This is a genomic window from Nostoc sp. PCC 9305, assembly GCF_963920915.1.
In the GTDB taxonomy this organism is placed as follows: Bacteria; Cyanobacteriota; Cyanobacteriia; order Cyanobacteriales; family Nostocaceae; genus Nostoc.
Window position 1 is genome coordinate 18,217 of the sequence record NZ_CAWUDN010000039.1, and the last position, 23,633, is coordinate 41,849.

The 23,633-nt window shown below is 42.8% G+C and carries 20 protein-coding genes and 2 pseudogenes; 7 read left to right on the top strand and 15 right to left on the bottom strand.

The genetic code is table 11. The features are described from left to right. Positions 1-186: 186 nt before the first annotated feature. The 4 genes from ACM0OX_RS16440 (at position 187) to ACM0OX_RS16455 (ending at position 5,699) form a co-directional block, all read left to right on the top strand. On the top strand, positions 187-363 hold the full coding sequence (locus tag ACM0OX_RS16440) for a DUF262 domain-containing protein (RefSeq protein WP_414516174.1): 177 nt from the start codon (positions 187-189) through the stop codon (positions 361-363). A 132-nt stretch (positions 364-495) separates the two neighbouring features. After that, complete coding sequence (locus ACM0OX_RS16445) at positions 496-681, top strand: hypothetical protein (protein WP_414516176.1); 186 nt, start codon at positions 496-498, stop codon at positions 679-681. Positions 682-732: 51 nt separating this feature from the next. Continuing rightward, positions 733-4,164, top strand: coding sequence for an AAA domain-containing protein (locus ACM0OX_RS16450; protein ID WP_414516178.1), 3,432 nt, complete (start codon positions 733-735; stop codon positions 4,162-4,164). Then, a complete protein-coding gene (locus ACM0OX_RS16455) occupies positions 4,161-5,699 on the top strand; it encodes a hypothetical protein (protein WP_414516180.1) in 1,539 nt (512 codons plus the stop codon). Before ACM0OX_RS16450 ends, ACM0OX_RS16455 begins: the two co-directional genes overlap by 4 nt. 610 nt (positions 5,700-6,309) lie before the next feature. On the opposite strand, the pseudogene ACM0OX_RS16460 reads toward ACM0OX_RS16455, so the two are convergent. Further along, positions 6,310-6,561, bottom strand: a pseudogene (locus ACM0OX_RS16460) (transposase); the annotation flags it as partial. A gap of 108 nt (positions 6,562-6,669) precedes the next feature. On the opposite strand from ACM0OX_RS16460, the gene qatD reads away from it, so the two are divergent. Then, positions 6,670-7,431: a Qat anti-phage system TatD family nuclease QatD gene (qatD, locus tag ACM0OX_RS16465; RefSeq protein WP_292841610.1), complete on the top strand. Its 762-nt coding sequence runs from the start codon at positions 6,670-6,672 to the stop codon at positions 7,429-7,431. Positions 7,432-7,458: 27 nt separating this feature from the next. On the opposite strand, the gene qatC is transcribed toward qatD, so the two are convergent. The 5 genes from qatC to ACM0OX_RS16490 all read right to left on the bottom strand — a co-directional run bounded on the left by qatC (position 7,459) and on the right by ACM0OX_RS16490 (position 14,250). Then, a complete protein-coding gene (qatC, locus tag ACM0OX_RS16470) occupies positions 7,459-8,769 on the bottom strand; it encodes a Qat anti-phage system QueC-like protein QatC (RefSeq protein WP_292841613.1) in 1,311 nt (436 codons plus the stop codon). Then, a complete protein-coding gene (gene qatB, locus ACM0OX_RS16475) occupies positions 8,766-9,446 on the bottom strand; it encodes a Qat anti-phage system associated protein QatB (protein WP_292841616.1) in 681 nt (226 codons plus the stop codon). The genes qatC and qatB overlap by 4 nt, the downstream gene beginning before the upstream one ends. Positions 9,447-9,613: 167 nt before the next feature. Continuing rightward, a complete protein-coding gene (locus ACM0OX_RS16480) occupies positions 9,614-11,653 on the bottom strand; it encodes a P-loop NTPase fold protein (RefSeq protein ID WP_292841619.1) in 2,040 nt (679 codons plus the stop codon). A 679-nt stretch (positions 11,654-12,332) separates the two neighbouring features. Continuing rightward, complete coding sequence (locus tag ACM0OX_RS16485; protein ID WP_414516183.1) at positions 12,333-13,025, bottom strand: hypothetical protein; 693 nt, start codon at positions 13,023-13,025, stop codon at positions 12,333-12,335. A 142-nt stretch (positions 13,026-13,167) separates the two neighbouring features. Then, positions 13,168-14,250, bottom strand: a complete 1,083-nt coding sequence (locus tag ACM0OX_RS16490; protein ID WP_414516185.1) for a tyrosine-type recombinase/integrase — start codon at positions 14,248-14,250, stop codon at positions 13,168-13,170. 224 nt (positions 14,251-14,474) lie between these two features. Here ACM0OX_RS16490 and ACM0OX_RS16495 point away from each other — a divergent pair, with 224 nt between their 5' ends. Both ACM0OX_RS16495 and ACM0OX_RS16500 read left to right on the top strand, forming a co-directional pair. After that, complete coding sequence (locus ACM0OX_RS16495; RefSeq protein WP_414516187.1) at positions 14,475-14,912, top strand: four helix bundle protein; 438 nt, start codon at positions 14,475-14,477, stop codon at positions 14,910-14,912. Between the two features lie 105 nt (positions 14,913-15,017). Further along, positions 15,018-15,512, top strand: coding sequence for a hypothetical protein (locus ACM0OX_RS16500; protein ID WP_414516189.1), 495 nt, complete (start codon positions 15,018-15,020; stop codon positions 15,510-15,512). A gap of 355 nt (positions 15,513-15,867) precedes the next feature. On the opposite strand, the pseudogene ACM0OX_RS16505 reads toward ACM0OX_RS16500, so the two are convergent. The 9 genes and pseudogenes from ACM0OX_RS16505 to crtE all read right to left on the bottom strand — a co-directional run. Continuing rightward, positions 15,868-16,137: pseudogene (locus ACM0OX_RS16505) on the bottom strand (ISNCY family transposase); the annotation flags it as partial. 287 nt (positions 16,138-16,424) lie between these two features. Continuing rightward, the gene (ispD, locus tag ACM0OX_RS16510; RefSeq protein WP_414516191.1) at positions 16,425-17,156 is read right to left on the bottom strand and encodes a 2-C-methyl-D-erythritol 4-phosphate cytidylyltransferase; all 732 of its coding nucleotides are present in this window, start codon (positions 17,154-17,156) and stop codon (positions 16,425-16,427) included. Between the two features lie 63 nt (positions 17,157-17,219). Further along, the gene (gene ispF / locus ACM0OX_RS16515; protein WP_414516193.1) at positions 17,220-17,705 is read right to left on the bottom strand and encodes a 2-C-methyl-D-erythritol 2,4-cyclodiphosphate synthase; all 486 of its coding nucleotides are present in this window, start codon (positions 17,703-17,705) and stop codon (positions 17,220-17,222) included. 73 nt (positions 17,706-17,778) lie between these two features. After that, a complete protein-coding gene (locus ACM0OX_RS16520; RefSeq protein WP_414516195.1) occupies positions 17,779-18,000 on the bottom strand; it encodes a hypothetical protein in 222 nt (73 codons plus the stop codon). 241 nt (positions 18,001-18,241) lie between these two features. Continuing rightward, positions 18,242-19,429 (bottom strand): 1-deoxy-D-xylulose-5-phosphate reductoisomerase, encoded by a 1,188-nt coding sequence (locus ACM0OX_RS16525; RefSeq protein ID WP_414516197.1) that lies wholly within the window; start codon positions 19,427-19,429, stop codon positions 18,242-18,244. Between the two features lie 236 nt (positions 19,430-19,665). Then, positions 19,666-20,244, bottom strand: a complete 579-nt coding sequence (locus ACM0OX_RS16530; protein WP_414516199.1) for an AAA family ATPase — start codon at positions 20,242-20,244, stop codon at positions 19,666-19,668. 32 nt (positions 20,245-20,276) lie between these two features. Further along, entirely contained in the window at positions 20,277-21,227 is a 951-nt protein-coding gene (ispE, locus tag ACM0OX_RS16535) for a 4-(cytidine 5'-diphospho)-2-C-methyl-D-erythritol kinase (protein ID WP_414516201.1), read from the bottom strand. 41 nt (positions 21,228-21,268) lie between these two features. Next, the gene (locus ACM0OX_RS16540) at positions 21,269-22,471 is read right to left on the bottom strand and encodes a 4-hydroxy-3-methylbut-2-enyl diphosphate reductase (RefSeq protein WP_414516203.1); all 1,203 of its coding nucleotides are present in this window, start codon (positions 22,469-22,471) and stop codon (positions 21,269-21,271) included. A 73-nt stretch (positions 22,472-22,544) separates the two neighbouring features. Next, positions 22,545-23,513 (bottom strand): geranylgeranyl diphosphate synthase CrtE, encoded by a 969-nt coding sequence (crtE, locus tag ACM0OX_RS16545; RefSeq protein WP_414516205.1) that lies wholly within the window; start codon positions 23,511-23,513, stop codon positions 22,545-22,547. Positions 23,514-23,633: the final 120 nt, after the last annotated feature.

Consider the following 23,633-nt stretch of genomic DNA (forward strand, 5'->3'; position numbering starts at 1 on the left):
TCCAAAAATCCTAACCACATGGCTCTAAACATCAATGGCTTTCCCATTAGATTATTTGTAGTAAAAATCAATGTATAAAATTTATATATAAATCCGAAATTTTACTCAAGTTGCCAGTATATAGATTGCTCTATTTTGGTAGAAATATTTATACGGATGCAAGCCGAACATTAACTTGCTTCTACCATGCCCAAAATTCTTTTCAAACAAATCACCTATTCGCTTACAAGTCTCATCCATGATATTGAACTTGATGAGATTGGCTTACCTGATATTCAGCGTCCGTTTGTTTGGGAAGCTGCAAAAGTACAAGATTTGTTTGACTCGATGTATGAAGGCTTTCCAGTAGGTTACTTGTTGTAGTGGGCAAATAACCATTTCACTAATACTCGACATATAGGCACTACCTCCAAACAGGTTAAAACTTCTCGTCTACTGATCGTAAATGGACAACAACGATTAACTTGCTTATATGCTGTATTCAAAGGGCATAAAGTGCTAACCAAGGATTTTAAGGAAGTTCAGATTCAAATTGCCTTTCGCCCTGCGGATGCTAAGTTTGAGGTAGCAAATGCAGCCATTCAGCGAGATCCTGAATATATAATATTTAATACTTCCCAACTGTGGTCAGATTCTATTGATATTTTTGAGTTCGTAGACCATACCAAGAGATACCTGTGAGTTTTGCTTAGGTAAAGGGAATAATTAGCTTATCAGGTAAAATCTACAACCATGTTGCCTCGTATCATTAATGATCGCTACGCTTTATCTCCCAACCTGCGCTCTGGTGGTATGGCGGATGTCTACCAAGCCATTGACATGAAAGAAGGATTGCGACAGGTAGCAGTCAAAGTTTTCAAACATGGGCAGATTGAAGTAGACATCTTAGTTGAATCCTTCCGACGCGAAACTCAGGCACTCAGGGAGTTAAAGCATCCCAGCATTGTCGAGCTTTTTGATTCAGGAAGAGATAAACAGACTGGAGAATATTTCTTGGTCTTAGAGTGGATGGAGAGAGATTTAGCGGTACTGCTAAAAGAAACTCCATTAGAAGGATGGGATTCTTATTGGGAGAGGTTAGCTTTTCCAATACTAAATGCACTTGCATTTTCTCACGAGCGTAAATACGTTCATCGGGATCTCAAACCAAATAATATTCTAATTAGTAGTGATGGCAGGTTAAAACTGGCTGATTTTGGAATTTCCAAACTCAGGGGTTATTTCCGCCCAACTGTAACGTTAAGGGAATTTGTCTCTCGTCCTTTTACACCTCAAGAAGAAGATGACGGTTCTTACCCTTATACCCGTGATGTATTTAGTTTTGGGGTAATGACGCTGAAATGCTTGACTGAGGTTGATCTCGATTACAGTAGCTTTTCGAGTGCGATCGCTGCCCTTGATGCTCCCCCTGAAATCATCGAAATTATCGAACGTGCTGTCTCGAACGATCCTGCGGAACGGCAACCAAACGCAGAAGTATTATTAGCAGAGTTAGAAGCAATTCAGCAGAAGCGCTCGCGCAAGCAAACAACCCGAAAATACTCCTGTTATCTCCAACTGACTCGTAATGCTGTAAGAAACCTTGAGAATGAGCTTCAGTTACCAGAGACGGAAATTCAGAAGGTTCTACTTGAGGACTTAAATGCTGGATGTGGCATTGCTAAGAAGTCAAGCAGTGGCACAAATGGACAATCTGCTGATAATCATTATTCAATTTTTGGCTTCTCTTACCGCTATTTAGTTGCAGTAGAGCAAGATTGTCTAGTTATAATCAATGCTCAAAGCTTTTCTAGTGTTGTCCTAGAACAAAACCGGGAACGATCCTGGCAACTGCCTTATGAATTCAAATTTGGAAAACCAATCGTTAAATGGGAAGCTGAGGATGTCATTAGAGAACTTCAACTGGGGGTTGAAGAGCATGAGGCAAATTTAAGGCAATCACGAGCGGAAGAGGAGAAACAACGTATCTTTCGAGTGTGGTGGGACATTCTCAGGGCGAAGACAGACTGGGAACAGAAGCGAGAAGAGCCGATTAAATACACAAGTGTTACACCTGATGGCAGTCGTGTCATTTTTCAAATTGCAGAATTACCAGAGTCAGACATTACCGGACAACCACGCCATGTGACACGTTCCAACGGATTTAGCATTTTGGGTGGAGACGTAGTGGAAGTGGTTGATGACAAACTGGTTCTGTACGTGAAATACGGCGAACTAGATCGCTTACCTCAAACAGGGGAACTGCGATTTGATACTCGCTTGGCTGAAATTGCCCTGAACCGCCAAAAAAATGCCCTAGATGCAATTCGGTACGATCGTGCTGTTCGCTCTGACTTACGAGAGTTACTAGCCAATCCTCAAGAAATTCAGGCCCCTGCCTTAGATATCGAGATTAAGTTCATCCAATTTTTGAATGAGTCTCAGAAGGAAGTTGTAAAAGCGGCCCTGTCAACACAAGACTTTCTGTTAGTTCAAGGGCCACCAGGGACGGGTAAAACAACGTTTATTACAGAAGTCATCCTGCAAACCCTTCAGCAGAACCCTGAAGCAAGAATTCTACTTAGTTCTCAAACCCACGTTGCACTCGATAACGCATTAGAAAGGATTCAAGAAAAAAACTCCAACTTGAAGCTGATTCGCATTGGCAATCATGAGCGGGTATCAGAAGGTGTTTACTCGTTGCTTTTAGAAGAACAAATGGCAAAGTGGCGGGAAAATGCGATCGCCCAAGGGCAACAGTTCCTTGCTAATTGGTCTGCACGTAGCGGAATTTCTCAGCAGGATTTGGAGAAAGCTGTTCTATTTCAAGAGTTGAAAAATATTGCCTTGAACCTAGAGTCTCTAAGAGTAGAACTGGCAAGCCGTAAGCAGGAGAGGGAAGATAATTTTTCCGCACTCAATGATCAAGGAAAACCCAAATCTCGACGACAGCGAAATGTACCAACGGACAGGGTGGAGGAGTTTCAGCGATTAGAAGAGGAAATCGAACAACTAGAGAAACAGGCAAAGGCTGCACGGGATGAGCAGAAACACAAAGCAAAACGTCTTCAAGAAATTACGCGCATCAAAACTATTGATGAATTGCTAAGACTATCAGGTGAAGAATTAGAGCAGAGGAGCAAGAGCTTGATTGATCCCAACTCACCTAATGCAAAAATCCTCCAACAGCTAATTAGTCTGCAAACACAATGGTTCGAGCAGTTTGGGCGCAATGAACGATTTAATGCACCTTTGATCAAGCGATCGCAAGTCGTTGCGGGAACTTGTATTGGCATCTCCAGAGAAATTTCTGACATTGAATTTGATCTATGCATTGTTGATGAGGCTTCTAAAGCAACCGCGACTGAAGTTTTAGTACCAATGGCGCGTTCAAAAAAATGGATACTGGTAGGCGATCCCAAACAACTACCACCGTTTCAAGATGAAGCCAGCCGAAATTCCGAATTTTTGGAAGAGTATGAATTGGCATCAGGGGACATTCAAGAAACCCTGTTTGATCGCTTGTTAAGAACCTTGCCAGATGCTTGCCGTAAGATGCTGGCAATTCAGCATCGAATGGTTGAGCCGATAGGAAAGTTGATTAGCACCTGCTTTTATGAAGGTCAGTTGGGTAGTAATGGGCCTGCAATAGATAAAACTTTGAGTCAGGTTTTGCAACGACCTGTCACATGGTTGACTACCTCAAAGCTCAAAAATAGCCGCGAACAAGTCCTTAAGTCTAGCTTTAATAACTCCTGTGAAGTCAGAGTTATTGTTCAGTGGCTTAAACAACTTAACCGAGTTGCAGAAGAAGCTCAAAAACATTACACTGTAGCAGTTTTGAGCGGGTATGCAGCCCAACTGAAATTGCTCAATCGCGGCTTGGATGCAGAACAAAGTAGCCTAAAAGCTTTGACAATCGAGTGCAATACTGTTGATGCCTTTCAAGGGCGGGAAGCAGATATCGTTGTTTACTCAGTGACTCGATCCAACAAAGATGGCAAAATTGGATTTCTCAAAGATGAAGCCAGACTAAATGTGGCGCTATCTAGAGGACGGGTTGGTTTGCTGATTGTTGGCGATCATCAATTTTGTCGAGCGTTAAGTCACAGCCCTCTACATAGTGTCCTGCACTACATTGAACAACACCCAGAAGATTGTATTCAGACGGAGCCAAACTTATGACCTGGGAAGAATTTACGTCTTTACATCTAGAAGACCTGCGTCGCTATGATAATCGTTCCGGGTTTGACCTGGTTTGCTGCCAGGAAGTTGGGCTGCCCGTCTACAAAATTACTGTTGAAGCTCTGACTCAGGTTCGTAAACCAATTCCGCCGATTGAGGAGTACGTTCTGAAGGCGATTAATGTTGGTCTTTCATCCGAAGAAGAAATTGCCGGATTTCTGGGTTTGGAATTACTAACGATCCGAGAAGCAATGGTCAATCTACGGGTGAGTGAAGACATTGATCTAATTGCTCCTGATGTTTCACAATTTCAGGTATGGAAGCTAACGAAAAAGGGAGAGAAAACTTTACAAGAAGCCAGAATTATTGTGCCAGAAGAACGAACTTTCGATATTAACTTTGATGGACTTTTGAGAATCCCGCGCTGGTATGGTCAATTAAACTCACGCTTGCTCAAGGCAAAAGATTTGCGCGACTTTAGCATTGTTGAAATTGAGCCTTCACCAAAACGTCCTCCAGAATTGTCCGACCTCAAGTTGAAGGATGTTGACGAAATTATTCAGCAGATTGAGAAGGATAGTAAAGCCAGAGTTCGTCAGGAGCGAGATTTACTGGCTTTGAAGGCGATTGATCGGAGACAACGCTTTTTTCAACCAGCTACTGCACTGGTCTTTAAAGCAAAAGAGAGTGATGAGATTCAGGTGGCATTTGTCATTGATGGTATTGTTTCCAGCGAACATGAGGCTGCCTTTGCTCGTGCGGATGGGGTAAAGAAACTCCGAATTGCTGAGACACTAAGTCAGAGTGAACCGCGAAGGCTGGCTGAAGAGATACTAGGGCGTGAGTTTGTCGCTCAGTCACCTGTTGACGAGATTGCAATTCTTAAAAAAGAGACGACTGCGGCTCAAGCCAAAATTCAAGCTCAGATTGAAACAACTCAGGAAAAGATTGAGCAGGCAGAGGACGATGAAGAGAAACAAGCGCTTTATCAACAACTTCAAGATGCGTTAAAGCAAATTGAGCAGCTTCAATTTCAACTCGATTCTGTGCTGGCAACAGTACCGATGCGCTGGTTAGATATGTACGAACATCGCCCTTTGCTAGAACAAGCCCTTAAGGATAGCCGAGAACGCCTGATGATCTTCTCACCTTGGATTCGGGCTAACTCGGTCAACCGTTGGTTTCTCCAGCAATTTGAGAATCTGCTAAAACGAGGAGTGCAAATTTTCATTGGGTATGGGTTAGGTGAGAAGGACGAAAAGCGCAGTTCAGCAGATATTCAAGCTGAGAAGAATCTGCAAAAGCTGGCAAGCCAATATTCCAAGACCTTTACACTTAAACGACTTGGGGATACTCACGCCAAAATCCTCATTTCAGATACCAAATTTGCAGTCGCTACCAGCTTTAACTGGTTATCTTTCAAAGGGGAGCGCGATCGCACCTTCCGCGACGAGCGAGGGACGCTGGTTTCTGACTCGCACAAGATTGACGAGTTGTTTGATAAGCTGCTGAAGCGATTGACCGACGAATCATAGTGTAGCTTGAATTTCAGACAGTAATATGGGAATTTATGGATGGGCGATGGATACTATGCAATGCAAGGGAAAGCAAAGTATGATTGATTTACTCAAAGAGAATTTAAAGCATTTTGAGGAGTATAAAGACTGCATTATAAAAGTGTGGCGTAATAATAACGTCATAATCAATTTAGTTATAGGTATAAAACAGGAGTCAGAATTCAGAATTCAGAATTCAGAATACTCTACCCATAAAGGGATAGAGTTTTAAGGCGAGAATATTTTAATTTTTTTTCGCCCACCAGGGGCGAGGTTTTAACCAATATTCATTACCCACTCGTACAGAATTCATACGCTCATTCTGACTCCTGAGTTCTGAATTCTTCTTATAAATATAAAATTTAATAGATAGAACTAAGTTAAAGGGCAGTTGCATTTTATTTTTTAATGTTTCAGCATTGGCTAACGAGCGCCATAAATCGCGCTCTTATGATTGTAGGATACTCCCTAAGCTACATTAATTACGACAATCGACACCAGACACACTTTTGGTGATCCTGTTCGAGGATGCTCCCAGTTGAGCGATCGCAAAAATACAGTTTACTTTTCACCCTCACTTGCCCGCGCTTTATCTAGCCAGCAAGAACCGTCGCTCAAGTAAATTTATCCTGGCACGACCGTACATTTGTCGTTTCAACATCTTCAATCGGTTGATGTGACCTTCAACAGGGCCATTGCTCACTGAAAGCGTTACACCCGCCTTGACAGCATCATAGTCTTCACGCAAACTTTTAGCAAAGTTGCGAAAAGGAGAAAGAATGCTATTGTCAGCCTGTGCCAGCCAAAGATCAAGTTGTTCAGGTTGTCGAGTACGCACCAGTTGGCATAGATGAGTCAAGGCGCAGCGATCTCCTCCGGTGAGGCGTAGCCCATCGATATAACCCTTTTTTGTCTATTTATAACTTTCAGCTTATACAGTTGCCTATTTATGACAGATTCATCAATTAATTCTGCTGATTTGGTTGACTTTCACTGTCACTTAGATTTGTATCCTAACTACTTGGAAGTTATCAGAGAATGTGAAGATTTACGCATTAAAACGCTCACAGTAACAAATGCTCCTTGTGTTTGGACTCAAAATAAAATGTTCCTTAAAGATTGCCAACATATTCGTGCAGCTTTAGGATTACATCCTCAACTAGCTCATGTACGAGCAGAAGAAATAAATTTGTTTGAGAAATACTTACCGGAAACTCGGTATGTAGGCGAGGTAGGACTAGATGGTTCTTCTGACTTCGTTAATACGTTGGAGATTCAACGTAAAGTCTTTCAGAAAATTTTGGAACTGTGTTCTTCTGCTCAAGGGAAAATATTAACAGTTCATAGCCGTCGAGCCACCCGCGAAGTTATTGAAATGATCGAAAACTATCTTCCCGCAGATAAAGGGCGTGTAGTTCTCCATTGGTTTACAGGTTCCTCAAAAGAAGCGTTAAGGGCAGTTGAAGCGGGATGCTACTTTTCTGTAAACATTAAGATGCTTGAATCTCCCCGTAGAAGAGCATTAGTAGAGTTACTACCAAAGGAACGAATTCTTACCGAGTCTGATGGGCCATTTGTAAAGTTAGGTAAATCTGTAATGTATCCCAGGGATATATGCAATTTGATTCAGAAATTAGCTGAACTCTGGTCAATTGATGAGAAAGCCGTTTTAAGAGCTATTAAAAATAATTTAAAACTTCTTTTATCATAGTAAACAATTTATTTTTATGACTTTTAACTACAAAGAAAAGAAATGGCGAACCTCTTCCATCCCTCGTAAATACACATCAGCATAATTCTTAACATCATCTGGTGGTAATGGGCCAGAACTTAAAACATTGAAAAGCGCACTATGAGGCTTGGCATATTGAAGTCTCTCTATTGCCATTTGAAAAGCTCGAAAGTCCCGCCCCATCTTACTATCAAAAGCAGGTGGATTTTTTAAAATGTCAACGGAATACATGCAATTATCTAGCTGTACGGAAGCTAAAGCAGCACGTCTAATAATACATGGAACACAATAGCCACAATGATTACTAGGACTGCCCTGCCGAAAACGGCCAGCTTCAGGATGTGAACACGACATACTTAAGTTTGCTGTGCTTTCTAGCACTTCCTTGTTTTTTACATTTGCAAGCATTTCTCCCTTTGTAAAAAATTTATAAGGCAGTTCTATAGATGTAACTAATCCAAGGCTTGAAAGTATTTTTTGGTATAACGAAAGAAAATGTGGGTGTGTAGTGCGGGTACTGAGGCTTCCTATACGAGAATGTGTGAGTGGTACATTGAGAGAAATCAGTCCATTTTCAGCTACGACAAGTGGTTTTTGACCTGGAAAAAGATTAGCTACTAGTGTACCTAATACAAGGAATAAGATAGACCTAGAACGCATTGATGGCTCTCCCTTGCCACTTCCTCTTTTTGGGGGCTGCACATAAAATAGAAATGGTGTAATACGCTTACCATAGGTGGCTTGAAGTTTACTGAGTAATAATTGTTGTATGGATCTGGTAATACCAGCACCGTAATGACCTACAAGTGCAACATCTTTGCCTTCTTCAAGCAGATCGATCGCACCAATTAATGAATCAAGCCCACCAGAGAAAAGACTTATTGTATCTACATTTGAGGAATTTCTTCCTATTCCTTCCCAGTTATCCAACTGCTGTCTTTGTCTTAGTCGAAATTGCCAGCTATCACCTGTGAGAAAATTAAGCATCTCTTCCAAATGAGGAAGAGTTTGTGTCCAGCGATCCTGATTCAGAACTGGTATGTGGATTATAAAATCTCGTGTCCAGCGGTCTTCGCTTAAATTACGCTGAATTTTCAAATCTGCTGTATATATAGCAATTCCTAAGTTTAATAAGTCAACAACTTCAGAGGAAGGTGCTATAAATGCTTTATCTAAAATTTCGGTGAGTAGGTTATTCTTTATTAAGAAAGGGCTACCAGGATTATCAATCGAAGTGAATATTCTTGGCTCATTTGTTGGGATATCAGGTGTGTATTGATCTAAATATCCAACTCGAACAATAACGTTCCAACTCACTGAGCCTCCTCAAGAATACTATAGGCTTCAATAAATATCTTTTCGATAAATTGCTGACCTGATGAACCGTTCCAATCCATAGTGAGCACGTTTACTCCTTGCATATCTAATCGCACGCATTCACGTATATATTCTTTCATATCTCTCTCAAGACGAATTGCATCCTTAATTGAAACAGCTTTGCTCTCAAGTACAATTTCAAGCTCCCCAAGCCAACGATTGTAAATATAGCTACTCACTACTGTTTCAATGGCTTTTCCCACTTCCTGAGCACCCATTTGATCAAGCTTAGTGATATCACCACCATCTAAGACATACTGCTCATATAAGTTTTCAAGAGCTTCATTGACAGCCTTTCTTGCAATCGCTTCTTCCCTCGAAGAACCTACAGGTGCAAGAGCATTTGAAATTGCTGCAAAGACTGTTTCAGCATCTTTCCCCACAAATGTTGACAATCCAAGACTTTCAAGTGCTCCGTTAATTCCTCGATTTCCAACATTCGTGAGAAATTGACCTATAGCTGCTGTGGTAGAGCGACCAGTTCGAGAAGTCTTTGCTGCTTTTCTTGCTCCTCCTAATGCACGCACATAATTGCGCCCTGGCTTTGCAAAAACACTTCTCCCGCCTCCACTCGATACCGCTTTTCCAAGGCTTGTCTTGCTTGAACGCCAATTCATACTTCCTTCTACAGGAGGCACTGATGGTAATTCAACCGGAGAATTCGGCGATTCCAGTGTTAACTCCTCACTACCTGGCTCAGGGAAAGCCCATGATGGTAGTAGCGGAGTCCTATCTTTTGGCCCTTCGTAGGACTTTGAAGTTCCCACTCTGCGTTCTTACCTGATTACAAATCTTTTAAACGTTTTATCGCATTCGTTGCAGCAGCTTTCAATTGCGATGAAGTTGCACTAGTTGACCACTTTGTTAAAAGTTCTAAACTTGAATTAATTTCTCCATTTTCTTTCGCTAAATTTACGATTTTGAGACAAATCGTAATTGGCAAAATACTATCGGGAATTCCATTAAGAAGAGCGATAAACTGGCTGAATAATTCAGGACGAGCGGCTACTAAATCGTTAAGTCGATTCAACGCAGACTTTTCATCTCCTAAGTCTTCTTCTTCCCTAACCCTTTCACTAATAGCTTGAAATACAGCAGAAGCATCCCCTGGACTCATTTCTTTTGCCTTTTTCAAGGCAATATTTCGTGCTGCTTCGCTCTCTTGAAAAAGCTCTTTAAGCATTTCTTGCGCTTGGGGAGTCATGCGTTGTAACGCACCACCAAGCGATCCTTGAAGTATATCGCGGGAGAAAAAGAAGTAGGGTCTAAGATCCTCATCTGCCAACAGGGGATTACTTTTAAGCCAATCGGTAAACCAACTATCTGATAGCCACGTTGAAATTGATGATGTTGATGCCTCAGAAGAAAGAGGAGATGGATTAGGTTTAGCACTAGAGGATTTTTTGATATCATCACTTGTAGCTTTACCTTTAGATGCTATTTTGCTCTTATCGCTAGTTTCTGTTTCATCTTTATCATCGCCAGTTTGTCCATTAGAAGTAGTGGTATTTGTAGAATTTTTCGGTGCATTGTTCTGTTCAGCTATCGCAAGTTCTTTTGGCTGACCTTGTTGTGCTGCTTGAAGTTCAGCCAAACGTTTGAAAAATTCTGGTTTAAAATACTCTAAAAGCATCAGCTTCGCCAACACACGCTGCTTCATCTCAACTTTTTTAGCCTTTGCCATTTCCAAACGCATCATCAGTGTGTTGAGAAATCGCTTACACTGCCTTGGATTACCGTTTAAACCAACCGCTAAAACCGGAGCAATACGTTGAGCTATGTTCAAATCTTCCGCTAGTTCTGGAGGAATTTCATCATTTAGAATGCTCTTAGCAATACCATAATTAAAACGAACATCGAGAAAAGAACCTGCACTAGAACTAGTAATATACTCTTGAGCTTTCTTAAAAGCGTCTGAAGTCGGACTGGTTGTTTTTGCGAAAAAAAGGAGATTTATATATGTCTCCAATTCAGATCGGCCAAGTGAAGGAACACGAACAGCAAATTGAACGAGCTTCTCAAGGTAATCTCGGCCAACTTCTGCTCGCTCGCCTGGTAACTCAGGAAAACGTCGCCGGACAGCATATTTCACTAAACGCTCATCAGCACCTAAGATGAAAGCTGTGTGGGGTACAAACAAGAAGAGCTTAATTGCCTCCAGTGTTTCAATGATCGTATCGGGCATACAGCGATCAAGATCATCAATGATCACCACAAGAGTTTTAAGTTTTGTTTCTTTCAGCAGTTTTTCAAAGTCTTTTCGGAATTCACGAATACCACGTCGCAAATTTTGACTAGCGTCTTCTTTAATAAATTTATCTAATTCTGCATCTTCTAATTTAACTTCTTTAACTTTGTCACCTAGCTCACTTGTGAGTGTTGCGATATCACTGGCACCACTCAGACTCAACGCAGGTAATCCTCCAACTGCATAAGCTAATGTTGCTTTCAAACCCATTTTGCCAGTTCTGGTGAGAACCTCCATTACATTAATACGTTTAAGTAACTTAACAATCAGATGTTTTGCCGCAGGAACAAGTGTCCTCTTACTGGCAATTTCATCAAGGATCGTCCCCATCAGCGCAGTTTTGGCATCCTCGTAGCCCTCAAAAAGCCAGCCATTGAATGAGAGCACTAACACATCCTCATCAGTCTCTAATACAGCCTCAGTTCTTTTCAGAAGGCTGGACTTTCCGCTTCCCCAGTCTCCGTATACTCCGATTGTCGCAGGCAACAGAGATTCATTACGTATAATTGATGTAATAACGCTTACAAGATGATCAAACCCTAGTAAATCAACTTCAGACTCATTATCAGACCACATTACTGTTCTTTACTCTAAAAACTTAATAATTGAAGAATTCCTACTACAGTAACATTTATAACGAAATTCCAAGAATTTACCAAGTATGTATTAGATACATTTGAATTTTTGAGGGTTTGAAGGCATCAAGCTCAAATATAGATTTGAATCAATGATTTTAAAAGTTTATAAGTTATTTACTAGTGATAATTGATGCAAGAAAGCAAGAAAACTAAGAAAAACTTTGATTGCCAAGCTAAAATACTTTATTAATAAGGGTTTGGGATAGGTGCGACCTCGCAGATGTGTTTGGTCGTGGCTAAAAAGGACTTCCGCCTAGATTGTAATGCCTATGGGCATTAAAAAGTGCAGCACACAGATGGTTACAGCTAGTCCGAGCAAAGGGAAAATTAGAAAGTTTACAAGCTCGTATATTGGAAATTCCCAAATATATAGTGTCAAGGTAATGATCTAGGTAAAATAGCTCAAACACTGTGCTGGCAGAAGTTTTGCTTTACCTAGAAAGCGATCGCCTAACTATCTCCTAAGTAAAAAAGAATATTTATTACGTTTTCAATAATATTAATATTTAAAGCTGCTATTTTGAACAAAAAAAATTCTAGCACTCGTGAGAGAAATTAAGCTGGTGTTATGCCAAAAATCAACAAGTGTGTAGGCGTATTTAAAAATAATAAAAATACTAACTTGCCGGATGATATAACCCCGTATTTTCGTTAAATTCCCACCCCATACCCGATTTATCCTTGCCCTTGCACCATGCCACAAAAAGCGGTGGGTGCAGCTTAATTCGCTGTTCGCGTACAGTTTCTATCGCTAAACCAAGTCTTGAAGCTAAACCTTCTTCGGTTAATGGTTGCATTCGGGGAGTATGCACTTTGAAGGATGAATTATTGTTGTACGATTTATTGCCCCGCCTCGGTTGATTGTTGAGATGATTTTGAATTTTAATAATCGCCTCAGTAAACTGTGTCATTCGGGCTGTTATCCCCTCCACTTTTTCTGATAAATCGGCGAGATTATGGATTGCTTCGGTTTCGTTACTATTAGATTCGCCTGACAACTGTGACTCCAGCTTATCAAGTCGTGAGCAAATAGCTAATATCGTTTCATTCGTCAGACTGGGGTGACTATTGTTACTATTAACTAAGTACTCCTCAACACTTGCCTTAATCTTAGAGTCCAAGCGTTTATCTAAATTATCGCCACCAATTGCATCAAGGTTATCTATATCATCTAGGTAGAGTTCGATAAATTGGGTCAGCGTGGCTGTTGCCGTCGTCCCTTTCGATTTACAACGGGCGATAAACTGCTCCCACATCTTTTGGTCGCAGTTAAAAGATGCCAGTTTCTTGTTTTTCCCTGTTTGGCTCATGTCTAGGTAATATCTAGGTAAACCGGGACTGGACGCGACCGAGTGAGCGCGTCATCCCGAAAAGATAACTACCTTGACACTATCATTTTGGAGCGCATGAGCGCGATGGCGTACCCGCCATGAACCGGTGGCGATTGCTTTTTTACCGATGTTTGCTTTTTTTACGCAGTGCGTGAGAAGTCCCAACACGCCCGACATGGTGAATGTACTTTGCAGTCGTTGCCGGCGAAGCATGGCCCAAATCTGCTTGCAAGTCAAAATCAGAAGCTCCATTTTTCTTAGCCAGCGTCGCGTGAGTGTGGCGCAGAAAGTGGGCACTGAACTTAATTCCCGCACTAGCAGAAATTTCCGCCATCATTAACCGCAATCCCCGATCGCTTAGAGGTTTACCTCTGTCTCGACGACTGGGACTAGGAAACACCGGCTGATCATTGCTGGCATCGCCACGGTAATCCAGTAGCACCGCACTAGTTTCCGGATCGAGACTAATAGTTCTGGTTTTATTTCGTTTCCCCGTCACAGTTAATAACAGACAATCTCCATCCTCCCGAAACTGCCGCCAAAATAACCCCGGTGTAACTATGCGCTTACCATAATCAGAAGTTTGCCGCGCAATTTCTCCCGCCCTCACCCCACTGTAAAAGACGAGAGTCAACAGCAGCCAATGCATCTTATTAGTGTTGTGTTGCAAATCTACTTCAATCGCCGCTTTTTCCAACTTAGCAATCTCGCGTTCCGACAGAATGCGCTCTGCGAGCTTATCGTCCCATTGGATACTTAAGTCCTTGCCCAAGTCGATAGCAAAATAACCAATAGAAGCTCTAGTACCCCACTCCCACAAACTTTTAATCGCCGCAGTGTATTTAGCTGCCGTATTTTTACTAATTCCATAAGTATTTTTCTGCCCCCGTACTGGCTTTTCATCCTTTAGCCAAGCTAGATTTGCGTGTAGATGGAATAACGTTACCATCCTCAAATCAGATATCCCAAACCGCGACTGCATATAATCAGCAAGCTCATAACCAATTTGCCGATATGCCCGTCGCGTTTGGTCGCTTTTAATAGTGACAGAATGTACCCATAGCTCAATTAGCTGCTCCGTCGAATTAATTCTCTGGCGGTTGGGAAAATAATAATCCACAAGCGCAACTCGGGCTTCATCAAGCGGCAGAGTCACCACCTCCACAGCAAGTGATTCCACGCTTAATACAGGTAAATTTTCCATAAGATAAATCCCCAACCCCCACTGATAATTATGATGCCGAGAATGACAATTCCCGGTATCTTTATGATAGTTGTTTCCCAGACACGATCCAATTGCCCATATAAAATCATCTATATCGTATATACGCGGATATCCCGTATGCGATGATGGTAGTGAGAAGAGTAGGGGAAGTCGGGGGAGATGGGGAGGTAGGGGGAGTGAGTAAATATTAGACAGAGAAGCAAATGGTTAAAGAACTGGTTAGAAAGCATCAAGATTTAGAAATTTACAAGATGGCATTTGATACGGCGATGCAAATTTTTGAACTATCGAAAAAGTTTCCTGTGGAGGAAAGGTATTCGCTTACCGATCAAATTCGTCGTTCAGACGCTCCTAACGTCGCTAACGCTTCGCTATCTCGTTCCGTATGTGCGAATTTAGCTGAAGCATGGAGGAAGCGTCGATATGAGGCAGCTTTCGTCGCTAAATTGAATGATTGTGTTCGCGGAGCGTGTCGCAGACAATCAGAAGCAGCCGAAACTCAAACCTGGATAGAGTTTAGTGTTAAATGTGGTTACTTGGATGTTGAGATTGGTCGAGAACTCTACGGAACCTATAACCAGATTTTGAGTGGATTAGTCAATATGATTAATCATTCGGAATCTTGGTTGATGAAGCACTAATCATTTTCCTCCCCCTACTTCCCCTACTTCCCCTACTTCCCTATCTCCTCCTACTCTTCTCACTTCTCACTTCTCACTTCTCCACAACAAAAGCGCGAGGGACTGGTGGAATATCCGCAGATAAATATAAAACTTCTGTCTGAAGAAGACCGGGAGTTGGTAAAGCAGGCCAAGCACCGTGCTGAGGAGTTGCGCTTAACTTTTAAAGAGTTTGTGCTGGATTGTATTAGAAATGCACTCTTTGAAGAGAGTCCCGATAGTGCAGATAGTGCAACTGCTGCCGAAATTGAGGCTTTGAAAGCTCAAATCGCTGCCCTGTCAGAGAAAGTGAGTATCCCCTCTGCGACCAAAACAGAAGTGCATACCCTCCAGGAGCGGTTAAATCAACTACGGGTGGGGATTTCAAATGAAATTAAGAAGGATAGGGAGCAACTTGCTTCTTTAACGTTGGCGCTCTCCCGACTTGAAAGCCAGATTGAACAGCTAATACCTTCCTTAAATCTTCAGGTGGATGGCGAAGGTGATGCCGACAGTGATAGCGACTGGCTTTTTAGGGAAGGCTCCAGTGGTGTAGGAGAAGAAGATGTTGAGGATTTTTGAAATTGGTTATAAGCTCGACTTTATCCAATTACGCACCATAAACAGCAATGTCTCACAAACGTTCAAACAAAGGGCGAGGTACTTTTACCATTTCAAAGGATTCATGGGACATTGAAAAAGTGCTGCGAGCAAAAAATCGCCGTACTAAAGCAAGCGTATCGGAGAAAGTAGGCAAATGTTTAGAGTACCAGCTTGTTTGTCGAATTTGCCATTTGTACGGGAGAATAGTCCAGATGAGTACATAGCAAAGCCTGTAGTTCAAACTTGCCCTTTGGGTCACGAATTAATACCCAACGAGAATGAGAATTAACTTACATTTTTATACTGTAATTACAGCAATTCCAAATTCAAAAATTTAAGAGGAATCAGTCGCCGGAGAGAGTGGTGAGTCGTTGAGCATAAAGTCAATTAAATGCTGCCAGCTGTGAAACAGGAAATACTTGGTGAGGCTGAGGATATCTTGAAAGAATCCTTTGCGAGTACCGCGCTGCAAGCGGATTTGTTGGTAGGATCTGTCAACCAAGTGCAAAACGGTGTGGAAGAGAAAGGACAAAAGATTGAGGGTGAGCAGGAAGCAGGCCAAATGGTGTTGCCCGTGTCCAAAATTGTGTTCTAGATGATAGCCCTTGGAACTCGGAATTGCTGGTTTGGTTGCACCAAAGCCAAAAACAGAAGCAGCTCGGAATTGAGCGATAAGCCCACAATCACCTGCTTGAAGGGCAGCCATTGGCGTAACAATCATTGGTGATGGCGCAACTCGGACACGCTTCGCTCAAACAGGCGGTGGGTGTCTGCCACTGCCCACTCTGGAAATGGATGGGTATTCGTGTATGTCGCAGGCAGCGAGCGGCAGACACTCCGCACTGGCGCAGAGTACAACCACTACTCTGCATAATTTGTTTAAACGACTTGTCACCTCCTCAGCGTCGGCATAGTGCCAAGAGATTGCCTCAACTGCTCTCCCAGTCGTTGTCGGAGGATGACTTCGGCAAGCGCTAAATCAACAGGCGTTGTCACTTTCAAATTCGTCTCCTCCCCCTGCACAATCTGCACAGGCAGCTGGCATTGTTCAAACAAGGCAGCATCATCTGTCACTTCCCAACAGAGGCGACGGCCTTCGGCATGACACTGTTGCAGTAGTTTCACTTCAAATCCTTGAGGGGTTTGAGCCGCCCAAAGCTGACGTCGGTCTGGAGTATGAGTAACCAGATGTGTCTGGTGGTTTACAACTTTGATGGTGTCTTTGACGGGAACAGCAGAAATCAGACCTTGACAGTGGAGAATTGCCTCGGCACATCGGTCAAACAACTCTGGTGTCGCCAAACACCTGGCTCCATCGTGAATCAACACGCGTTCTGCCATTGTAGGTAGGGACTGCAACCCATTATAGACCGAATCCTGGCGGGTTGCTCCCCCTAGAATAAAATGCACTGGCTTGGTCAGCGACAAGTTCGTCACAATTTCTTGGAAATCTACCCAGTCCTCTGACTGACAAATCACGCCTATCCAGTGAATGCGCTGAGAAGCTTCAGCTGCCTTGAGTGTCCAGGCGATTAAGGGTTTATCTAACAAGGTGAGCAGTAATTTATTTCGACTACTCCCCATCCGACGACCCATTCCTGCGGCTGGAATTAGTAAGTACATACACAATTTCCAATGTTATAGAACAAGGGCGTTTTGTTAAACTGTTTGTTGTGAAATAAGTTCCTATAAATTGGAAGCCGTCAGCAATACTACGGCATGGGCAGCAATCCCCTCTTCTCGTCCGACGGGACCTAGCTTTTCATTGGTGGTTACTTTAATGCCCATCTGCAATGGTTCCAGTTCCAGAACACTTGCGATTCGGGCACGCATCGCTTGGATATGTGGCTTGAGTTTTGGTCGTTCTGCCACCACTACAGAGTCAATATTGCTGATTTGCCACCCCCGCTCCCGTACCAGAGTCAGCACCTTAGACAGCAAAACCAGGCTGTCAGCACCTGCCCATTGGGGGTCAGTGGGCGGAAAGTAATGACCAATATCTCCCAGACTCAGGGCTCCCAGCATCGCATCCATAATCGCGTGAGTCAGAACATCAGCATCACTGTGACCCAATAACCCCATTTCATGGGGAATTTCTATCCCTCCTAGAATCAAGGGGCGACCTACAACTAAACGGTGGATATCGTAACCGTTGCCAATCCTAATATTCATGAGCCTATTAAATAACTAAAGTTTTTCTAAAAAAGACAGGCAAAATAAAAAGCTGCTCAATTTCGTTCCAAGGTCATTTTACCGAACTGAAGGTGCCATCGATATCTACAATCAAGCTATAGGGCCATGCCAAAGCCTCTAGAAGACAACCAGCGCTCAAGACGACTTGTGCTGCCCAAATTATTGGAAAATTACTGTATTCGTCCAGTTCCTTGAATTCTTGGTTCAGATTCAGCCATTGAATGACAACTCCCAAAAGATAAGTCACCCATGCTGTTAAGAGCCAAATTGACATATTAAATTTCACTCACTTATTCCTATGAATACAATTGGCAGTTTTAACCGATGTTTACTTCTACCACTTGAGTTTTTCAGTTGAAGCAAAGGGCGAGGCACCCGCCCAATTTGCTGTTGGAAGATATGAAGCAAACGCTTAAAGCACAAAAATCTCACTCACTAATCCGCTACAGAACCAGTAAGTGTAGCTTATTGTAAGAACGTAGTATGCTACGTGTCTACACGCTAAACAGAACCTTTTAGACTGCTATCATGCTCCGCTCCAAAATCTGGGAAGCGGTAACAACTTCTTGTCTAGCCCACTGGTCTGCGGCTATGATCTCGTCGAGAGTTGGGGTAGAATGATTGTGAACAAGGTAGCGATCGCACGCCCCTTCAATCAAACGGGGAATATCGAGAAACTGAATTTTTTCTTCCAAGAATAGGGCAACAGCCTGCTCATTCGCTGCGTTGAGCACTGCTGGCATACAACCTCCAGCGCGACCTGCAGCATACGCTAGCTGCATACAGGGATACTTTTGGTGGTCTGGGACACGAAAAGTCATCTGCCCCACTTTCACTAAATCCAACTGCTGCCAATCGGTGTAGATTCGCTCTGGCCAAGACAGAGCATACAGCAGTGGCAGGCGCATATCGGGCCAGCCCAGTTGCGCTAGCACTGAAGTATCTTGCAGTTCAATCAGAGAATGGATGATACTCTCTTGATGGATGACAATTTCAATCTGGTCATAATTAAGCCCAAATAACCAGTGAGCTTCGATGACCTCTAATCCCTTATTCATGAGAGTAGCAGAATCTACTGTGATTTTGCGACCCATTGACCAGTTGGGATGTTTCAAAGCATCAGCCACAGTAACTTGTGATAATTTCTCAACTGGCCAATCGCGGAAAGCGCCACCAGAGGCAGTCAGTAGAATCCGCCGCAGCCCCCCATTGGGCACTCCCTGCAAACACTGAAAAATTGCTGAATGCTCTGAATCCGCAGGTAGTAACTTTATACCATGCTTTTGCACCAAAGGCAAAACAACTGGTCCCCCAGCAATGAGGGTTTCCTTGTTCGCCAAAGCAATGTCTTTGCCTGCTTCGATTGCAGCAATGGTAGGTAACAGACCTGCACAACCCACAATGCCAGTCACTACAACTTCGGCATCGCCGTAGCGGGCAACCTCAATCACCCCAGCTTCGCCTGCTAGTAGAATTGGTTGGGGATCGAGGTCTCTTATCGCCGCTTGCAACTCGGGCAACTTCTGTGCGTCACCGATGGCTGCGATCGCTGGTCGGAACTCACGTATCTGTTGAGCAAGCATTTCCACATTCGAGCCGGCTGTCAATCCCACAACTTGAAACTGGTCGGGATATTGAGCAACAATATCCAGTGTTTGCGTACCAATAGAGCCAGTCGAGCCAAGGAGAGATATTGCTTTCATGATCGTAGATTCTTAATTGAATAGTTGATGCGTAGTTTTGAACTGAATGCTTTATGAAATTTCTTTGTTTTTGTGGACTGTAAAGTAGATATTCTTTTGAAGATACAATTTGATGCTTCGTATGATTAGCCTCCTCCCTCTTAGGAAAAAACCAGAAAAAATCCTAAGATTCATAAAATCAATCTTAGATCAATAACTGCCTGCCAATTCCTATGAAAAATACAGCCACTTAAAGGTCATGAGGTATACGCTACCTGGGAAATTTCTTGGAATGTTTCTGCTAGGACTTTATCTAGCTTTCTTTGTAACTGGTACTGACTTTCATCATTAACGATGGTTAAATCTGCCATAGCAATTGGACCTCCTTTTTCTATTTTCTCAATTTCCATGAAATCTCTTCTCTCTGCCTCTTTTAGTGTTAAAGGTCTCTCCTGTCTTAAAGCGAGCCGTTCATACCTTAAAGACTTAGGAGTGAAAGTTGCTATAACCAGTAATTCTTCATTAAACTCTTCTTTGAGAGTTTTATACTCACTAAAACTATAAAGACCATCAATAATAACTAATTGATGGTCTAACAACTTGGCTTTAATGAGTGGCAATGCTATTTGAGCGCAGACATCCATCCCTTGTTTTCGTCTAATCTCTTCTCTGACAATTTGCTCATTTTGCGGTGTTATTGGTAGCCCTCGTTTTTCAACTTCACATATGATAATTTCACCAAAACGAATTATGGGAAAACCATTATCTTTTAAGTAACTGGCTACCACACTCTTACCTGAACCAGGCATACCAACGATGGCTAAAATTCTCACCATATGTACCCTATAAAAAAGTTGAGATTGAAACGTTACTTGACAGAGGATGCAACTCGAATACTAGAACTTGTAAATTTTGCAACCCACAAGTCCAAATCAGGATCGGGAATGACTATCTTCACTGACTCTAGGACTTGCTGTGCCTCTTGCTGAGACTTAGTCAAGGCAAACACGGTAGGACCAGAACCTGACATCATTCCAGCGCATCCCAAGTCCTGAAATTCCTCCTTGAGCCGTTGTACTTGAGGATATTGGGGTAACACGACCCGTTCCAGGTCATTGTAGAGCAATTGACCAATTTGCCTCTCCTGATTGCGAGCAATGGCGTACACCATTTTTTCTGAATACGCTCGCTGTTTATGATTCTCTGGGGCAAAATCATCTGACACGTTGGCTTGTAAGTATTTATGACGGAACGTTTGGTAAGCCCAAGCCGTTGAAACTGAGAGACTGCGATATTTACCTAACACTACGTAGAAATTATCGACTGCTGGCAGGGGAGTAAGGTATTCACCCCGTCCTGTCGCTAGCATTGTACCGCCAACGATACAGAAGGGCACATCTGATCCGAGTAAGGAGCCAAGATACTGTAATTGCCTTTGGCTCAGTTTCAGATTCCACATCAAATTCAGCCCAACCAAAACTGCTGCGGCATTCGTAGAACCCCCTGCCAGTCCTGCTCCCACAGGAATTCGCTTGTCAATTGTGATATTAACACCTCCATACTTGGCAAAGGCGTCAGGAAATTTTTCTGCTATCAATGCTGCTGCTTTATAAGCAAGATTGCTCTCATCTTGAGGCACTTCTGGATGGTTACAATGCAAGTAGATAGCCTCAGTTCCCGATGGGCGCAGGTCTATTTGGTCTGCCAAGTCAATGCTTTGGAGTACCATTATCAAATTATGATAGCCATCTGGGCGAGCACCAATGATTTCCAGATACAAATTGATTTTGGCTGAAGCTAATAGGGAGTAGGAGTGCATAAGGGAAATGTTAGAGGTTGGAGTGTAGATGTTTCGTGTTGCTACATAGTTGCCTTGATGTCAAAAATCTTTTGGATGACATTGGCAACAACTTTGTCTGGAGTTGAAGCTCCAGAAGTAATTCCCACCACAATTGGACCGGACGGTAACCAGTTTTCAACCACGTCTAAATCTTTGTGCAACTTTTTGTGCTCAATCCGATTCCCAGGTCCAATTCGTTCTGCACTGTCAATATGATAGGAAGGAATTGAACGCTCAATCGAGATTTCCTGAAGGTGAGTTGTATTAGAAGAGTTATAGCCGCCGACTACTACCATCAGATCTAGTTTTTCTTCTACAAGCTTAAACATCGCATCCTGGCGTTCCTGGGTAGCATCGCAGATTGTGTTGAAGCTTAAAAAATGATCATTGAGTTCGGCAGGACCATACTTACGCATCAGCGTGCGCTCAAAAAGCTTACCAATTTGCTCCGTTTCCCCTTTGAGCATGGTAGTTTGGTTAGCAATACCCACGTTTACCAAGTCCGTGTCCGGATCAAATCCAAGAGAATGAGCACCAACAAATTTGGTCAATAATTCTTCACGATTTCCCCCATTGAGGATGTAATTGCAGATATACTCAGCCTCTTGCAGATTCAAAACAACCAAATATGTACCTGCAAAGGAAGTGGTTGCAACCGTCTCTTCGTGCTTGTACTTGCCATGAATAATCGAGGTGTAGTTTGCTTTTTTGTGCTTCTCGATACTGTTCCACACTTTAGAAACCCATGGGCAAGTCGTATCCATAATTTTGCAGCCTTTTTCGTTCAACAGTTCCATTTCCTGAACGGTGGCTCCAAAAGCAGGCAAAATAACGACATCTTCTTGAGCAACAACCGAAAAATCCTTTTGCTCCTTATCGTTAACTGGAATAAATTCAACCTGCATTTCCTTCAGGTTTTGGTTAACTGAGGGGTTGTGGATGATCTCGTTGGTCAGCCAAATACGCTTGGTGGGAAATTGCTGTCGTGTTTCATAAGCCAAGGCAACAGCTCGCTCTACCCCCCAGCAAAATCCAAACGCTTCTGCCAAACGAATTGTAACATCGCCGGACTGCAACGTATAACCGTTGTTTCGGATCTGCTGAATCAAATCACTCTGATACTCGAAGTCTAATGTTCCTGTCACTTCTTTTGAGTGACCAAATCCCTTGCGGTAGTAGTTTTCGGAACTATGGAGCGATCGCTTAAAGGCTTTGGTATCCATTTGCTATTCCTCTTGTCATTAGTAATGCAGTTTAGTTATCAGTGAACAGTTATCAATGTTCACTGATAACTTGCTAGTTAGTTCTAGCTGTGATGTAGTCTGCGATCGCTATCAGAGGTAGCGCTCTGTTTCCAAAGTCAGCTAGTTCAGCCTTCGCTAAGTCAACTAATTTTTGCGCCTGATGTCTGGATTCTTCAATGCCCCACAAACTGGGATAAGTAACTTTTTGTGCTTGTAGGTCTTTACCTGCGGTTTTCCCTAATTCTTCCGTCGTTGCAGTAATATCAAGCACATCATCAATAATCTGGAAAGCTAGACCAATATTGTGAGCGTAGCTCCTCAGCCGTTGCAAAAGTTCCTGATTAGCTCCAGCTAGGAGTGCGCCACAAACAACAGAGGCTTCCAACAAAGCTCCAGTTTTATGGATGTGAATAAATTTGAGAGTTTCTACATCAACATTTTGCTGTCCCTCATGTTCCAGGTCAAGGACTTGACCACCGACTAAACCAGTTGCGGCAACTGCACGACCCAACTTGGCAACGACTCGCAACACTTGCTCGGCAGGTACCTCTTTTGTCTTTTCCGCGATAAACTCAAAGGCATAGGCTAAAAGTCCATCACCAGCGAGAATAGCAATGTCTTCGCCGTAAACTTTATGATTGGTCAACCGACCTCGGCGATAGTCATCATTATCCATGGCAGGCAAATCGTCATGGATTAAAGACATGGTGTGAATCATTTCCAGCGCGCAGGCAGTAGGAAGAGCCATTTCTACTGTCCCTCCAGATAGCTCACAACTGGCAAGACACAGAATTGGGCGTAGGCGTTTTCCTCCTGCAAGCAAAGAATAACGCATAGCTTCGTAGATTTTTTCCGGATAAACTACGGTGATTGACTCTTCTAGCGCTGCTTCTACTTGGACTCGCTTTTCTGATAAGTAAGCTTTTAGGTCAAAGGTGACTTTCTCAATTTCACGCTCAAATTCCTGATGCTGGTCAGGTTGAGTATTCTCCAATGACCGTTCAATGACTTTAGTATTCATAATTGCTTCTCTCCTCTAGATTATGGCACTGCATTCAAGAAGCGTTTGACAACAACTTTCAATTTGGCTATTTTAAAGGTCAACTCTAGACGTACTAAGCGGTGAGAAGGGGCTCAACAT

Coding starts and splice junctions, on each gene's coding strand:
- ACM0OX_RS16440 (WP_414516174.1), top strand. CDS start 187: ATGCCCAAAATTCTTTTCAAACAAATCACCTATTCGCTTACAAGTCTC.
- ACM0OX_RS16450 (WP_414516178.1), top strand. CDS start 733: ATGTTGCCTCGTATCATTAATGATCGCTACGCTTTATCTCCCAACCTG.
- ACM0OX_RS16455 (WP_414516180.1), top strand. CDS start 4,161: ATGACCTGGGAAGAATTTACGTCTTTACATCTAGAAGACCTGCGTCGC.
- qatD (WP_292841610.1), top strand. CDS start 6,670: ATGACAGATTCATCAATTAATTCTGCTGATTTGGTTGACTTTCACTGT.
- qatB (WP_292841616.1), bottom strand. CDS start 9,446: ATGAATTGGCGTTCAAGCAAGACAAGCCTTGGAAAAGCGGTATCGAGT.
- ACM0OX_RS16480 (WP_292841619.1), bottom strand. CDS start 11,653: ATGTGGTCTGATAATGAGTCTGAAGTTGATTTACTAGGGTTTGATCAT.
- ACM0OX_RS16485 (WP_414516183.1), bottom strand. CDS start 13,025: ATGAGCCAAACAGGGAAAAACAAGAAACTGGCATCTTTTAACTGCGAC.
- ACM0OX_RS16490 (WP_414516185.1), bottom strand. CDS start 14,250: ATGGAAAATTTACCTGTATTAAGCGTGGAATCACTTGCTGTGGAGGTG.
- ACM0OX_RS16495 (WP_414516187.1), top strand. CDS start 14,475: ATGGTTAAAGAACTGGTTAGAAAGCATCAAGATTTAGAAATTTACAAG.
- ispD (WP_414516191.1), bottom strand. CDS start 17,156: ATGTACTTACTAATTCCAGCCGCAGGAATGGGTCGTCGGATGGGGAGT.
- ispF (WP_414516193.1), bottom strand. CDS start 17,705: ATGAATATTAGGATTGGCAACGGTTACGATATCCACCGTTTAGTTGTA.
- ACM0OX_RS16520 (WP_414516195.1), bottom strand. CDS start 18,000: ATGTCAATTTGGCTCTTAACAGCATGGGTGACTTATCTTTTGGGAGTT.
- ACM0OX_RS16525 (WP_414516197.1), bottom strand. CDS start 19,429: ATGAAAGCAATATCTCTCCTTGGCTCGACTGGCTCTATTGGTACGCAA.
- ACM0OX_RS16530 (WP_414516199.1), bottom strand. CDS start 20,244: ATGGTGAGAATTTTAGCCATCGTTGGTATGCCTGGTTCAGGTAAGAGT.
- ispE (WP_414516201.1), bottom strand. CDS start 21,227: ATGCACTCCTACTCCCTATTAGCTTCAGCCAAAATCAATTTGTATCTG.
- ACM0OX_RS16540 (WP_414516203.1), bottom strand. CDS start 22,471: ATGGATACCAAAGCCTTTAAGCGATCGCTCCATAGTTCCGAAAACTAC.
- crtE (WP_414516205.1), bottom strand. CDS start 23,513: ATGAATACTAAAGTCATTGAACGGTCATTGGAGAATACTCAACCTGAC.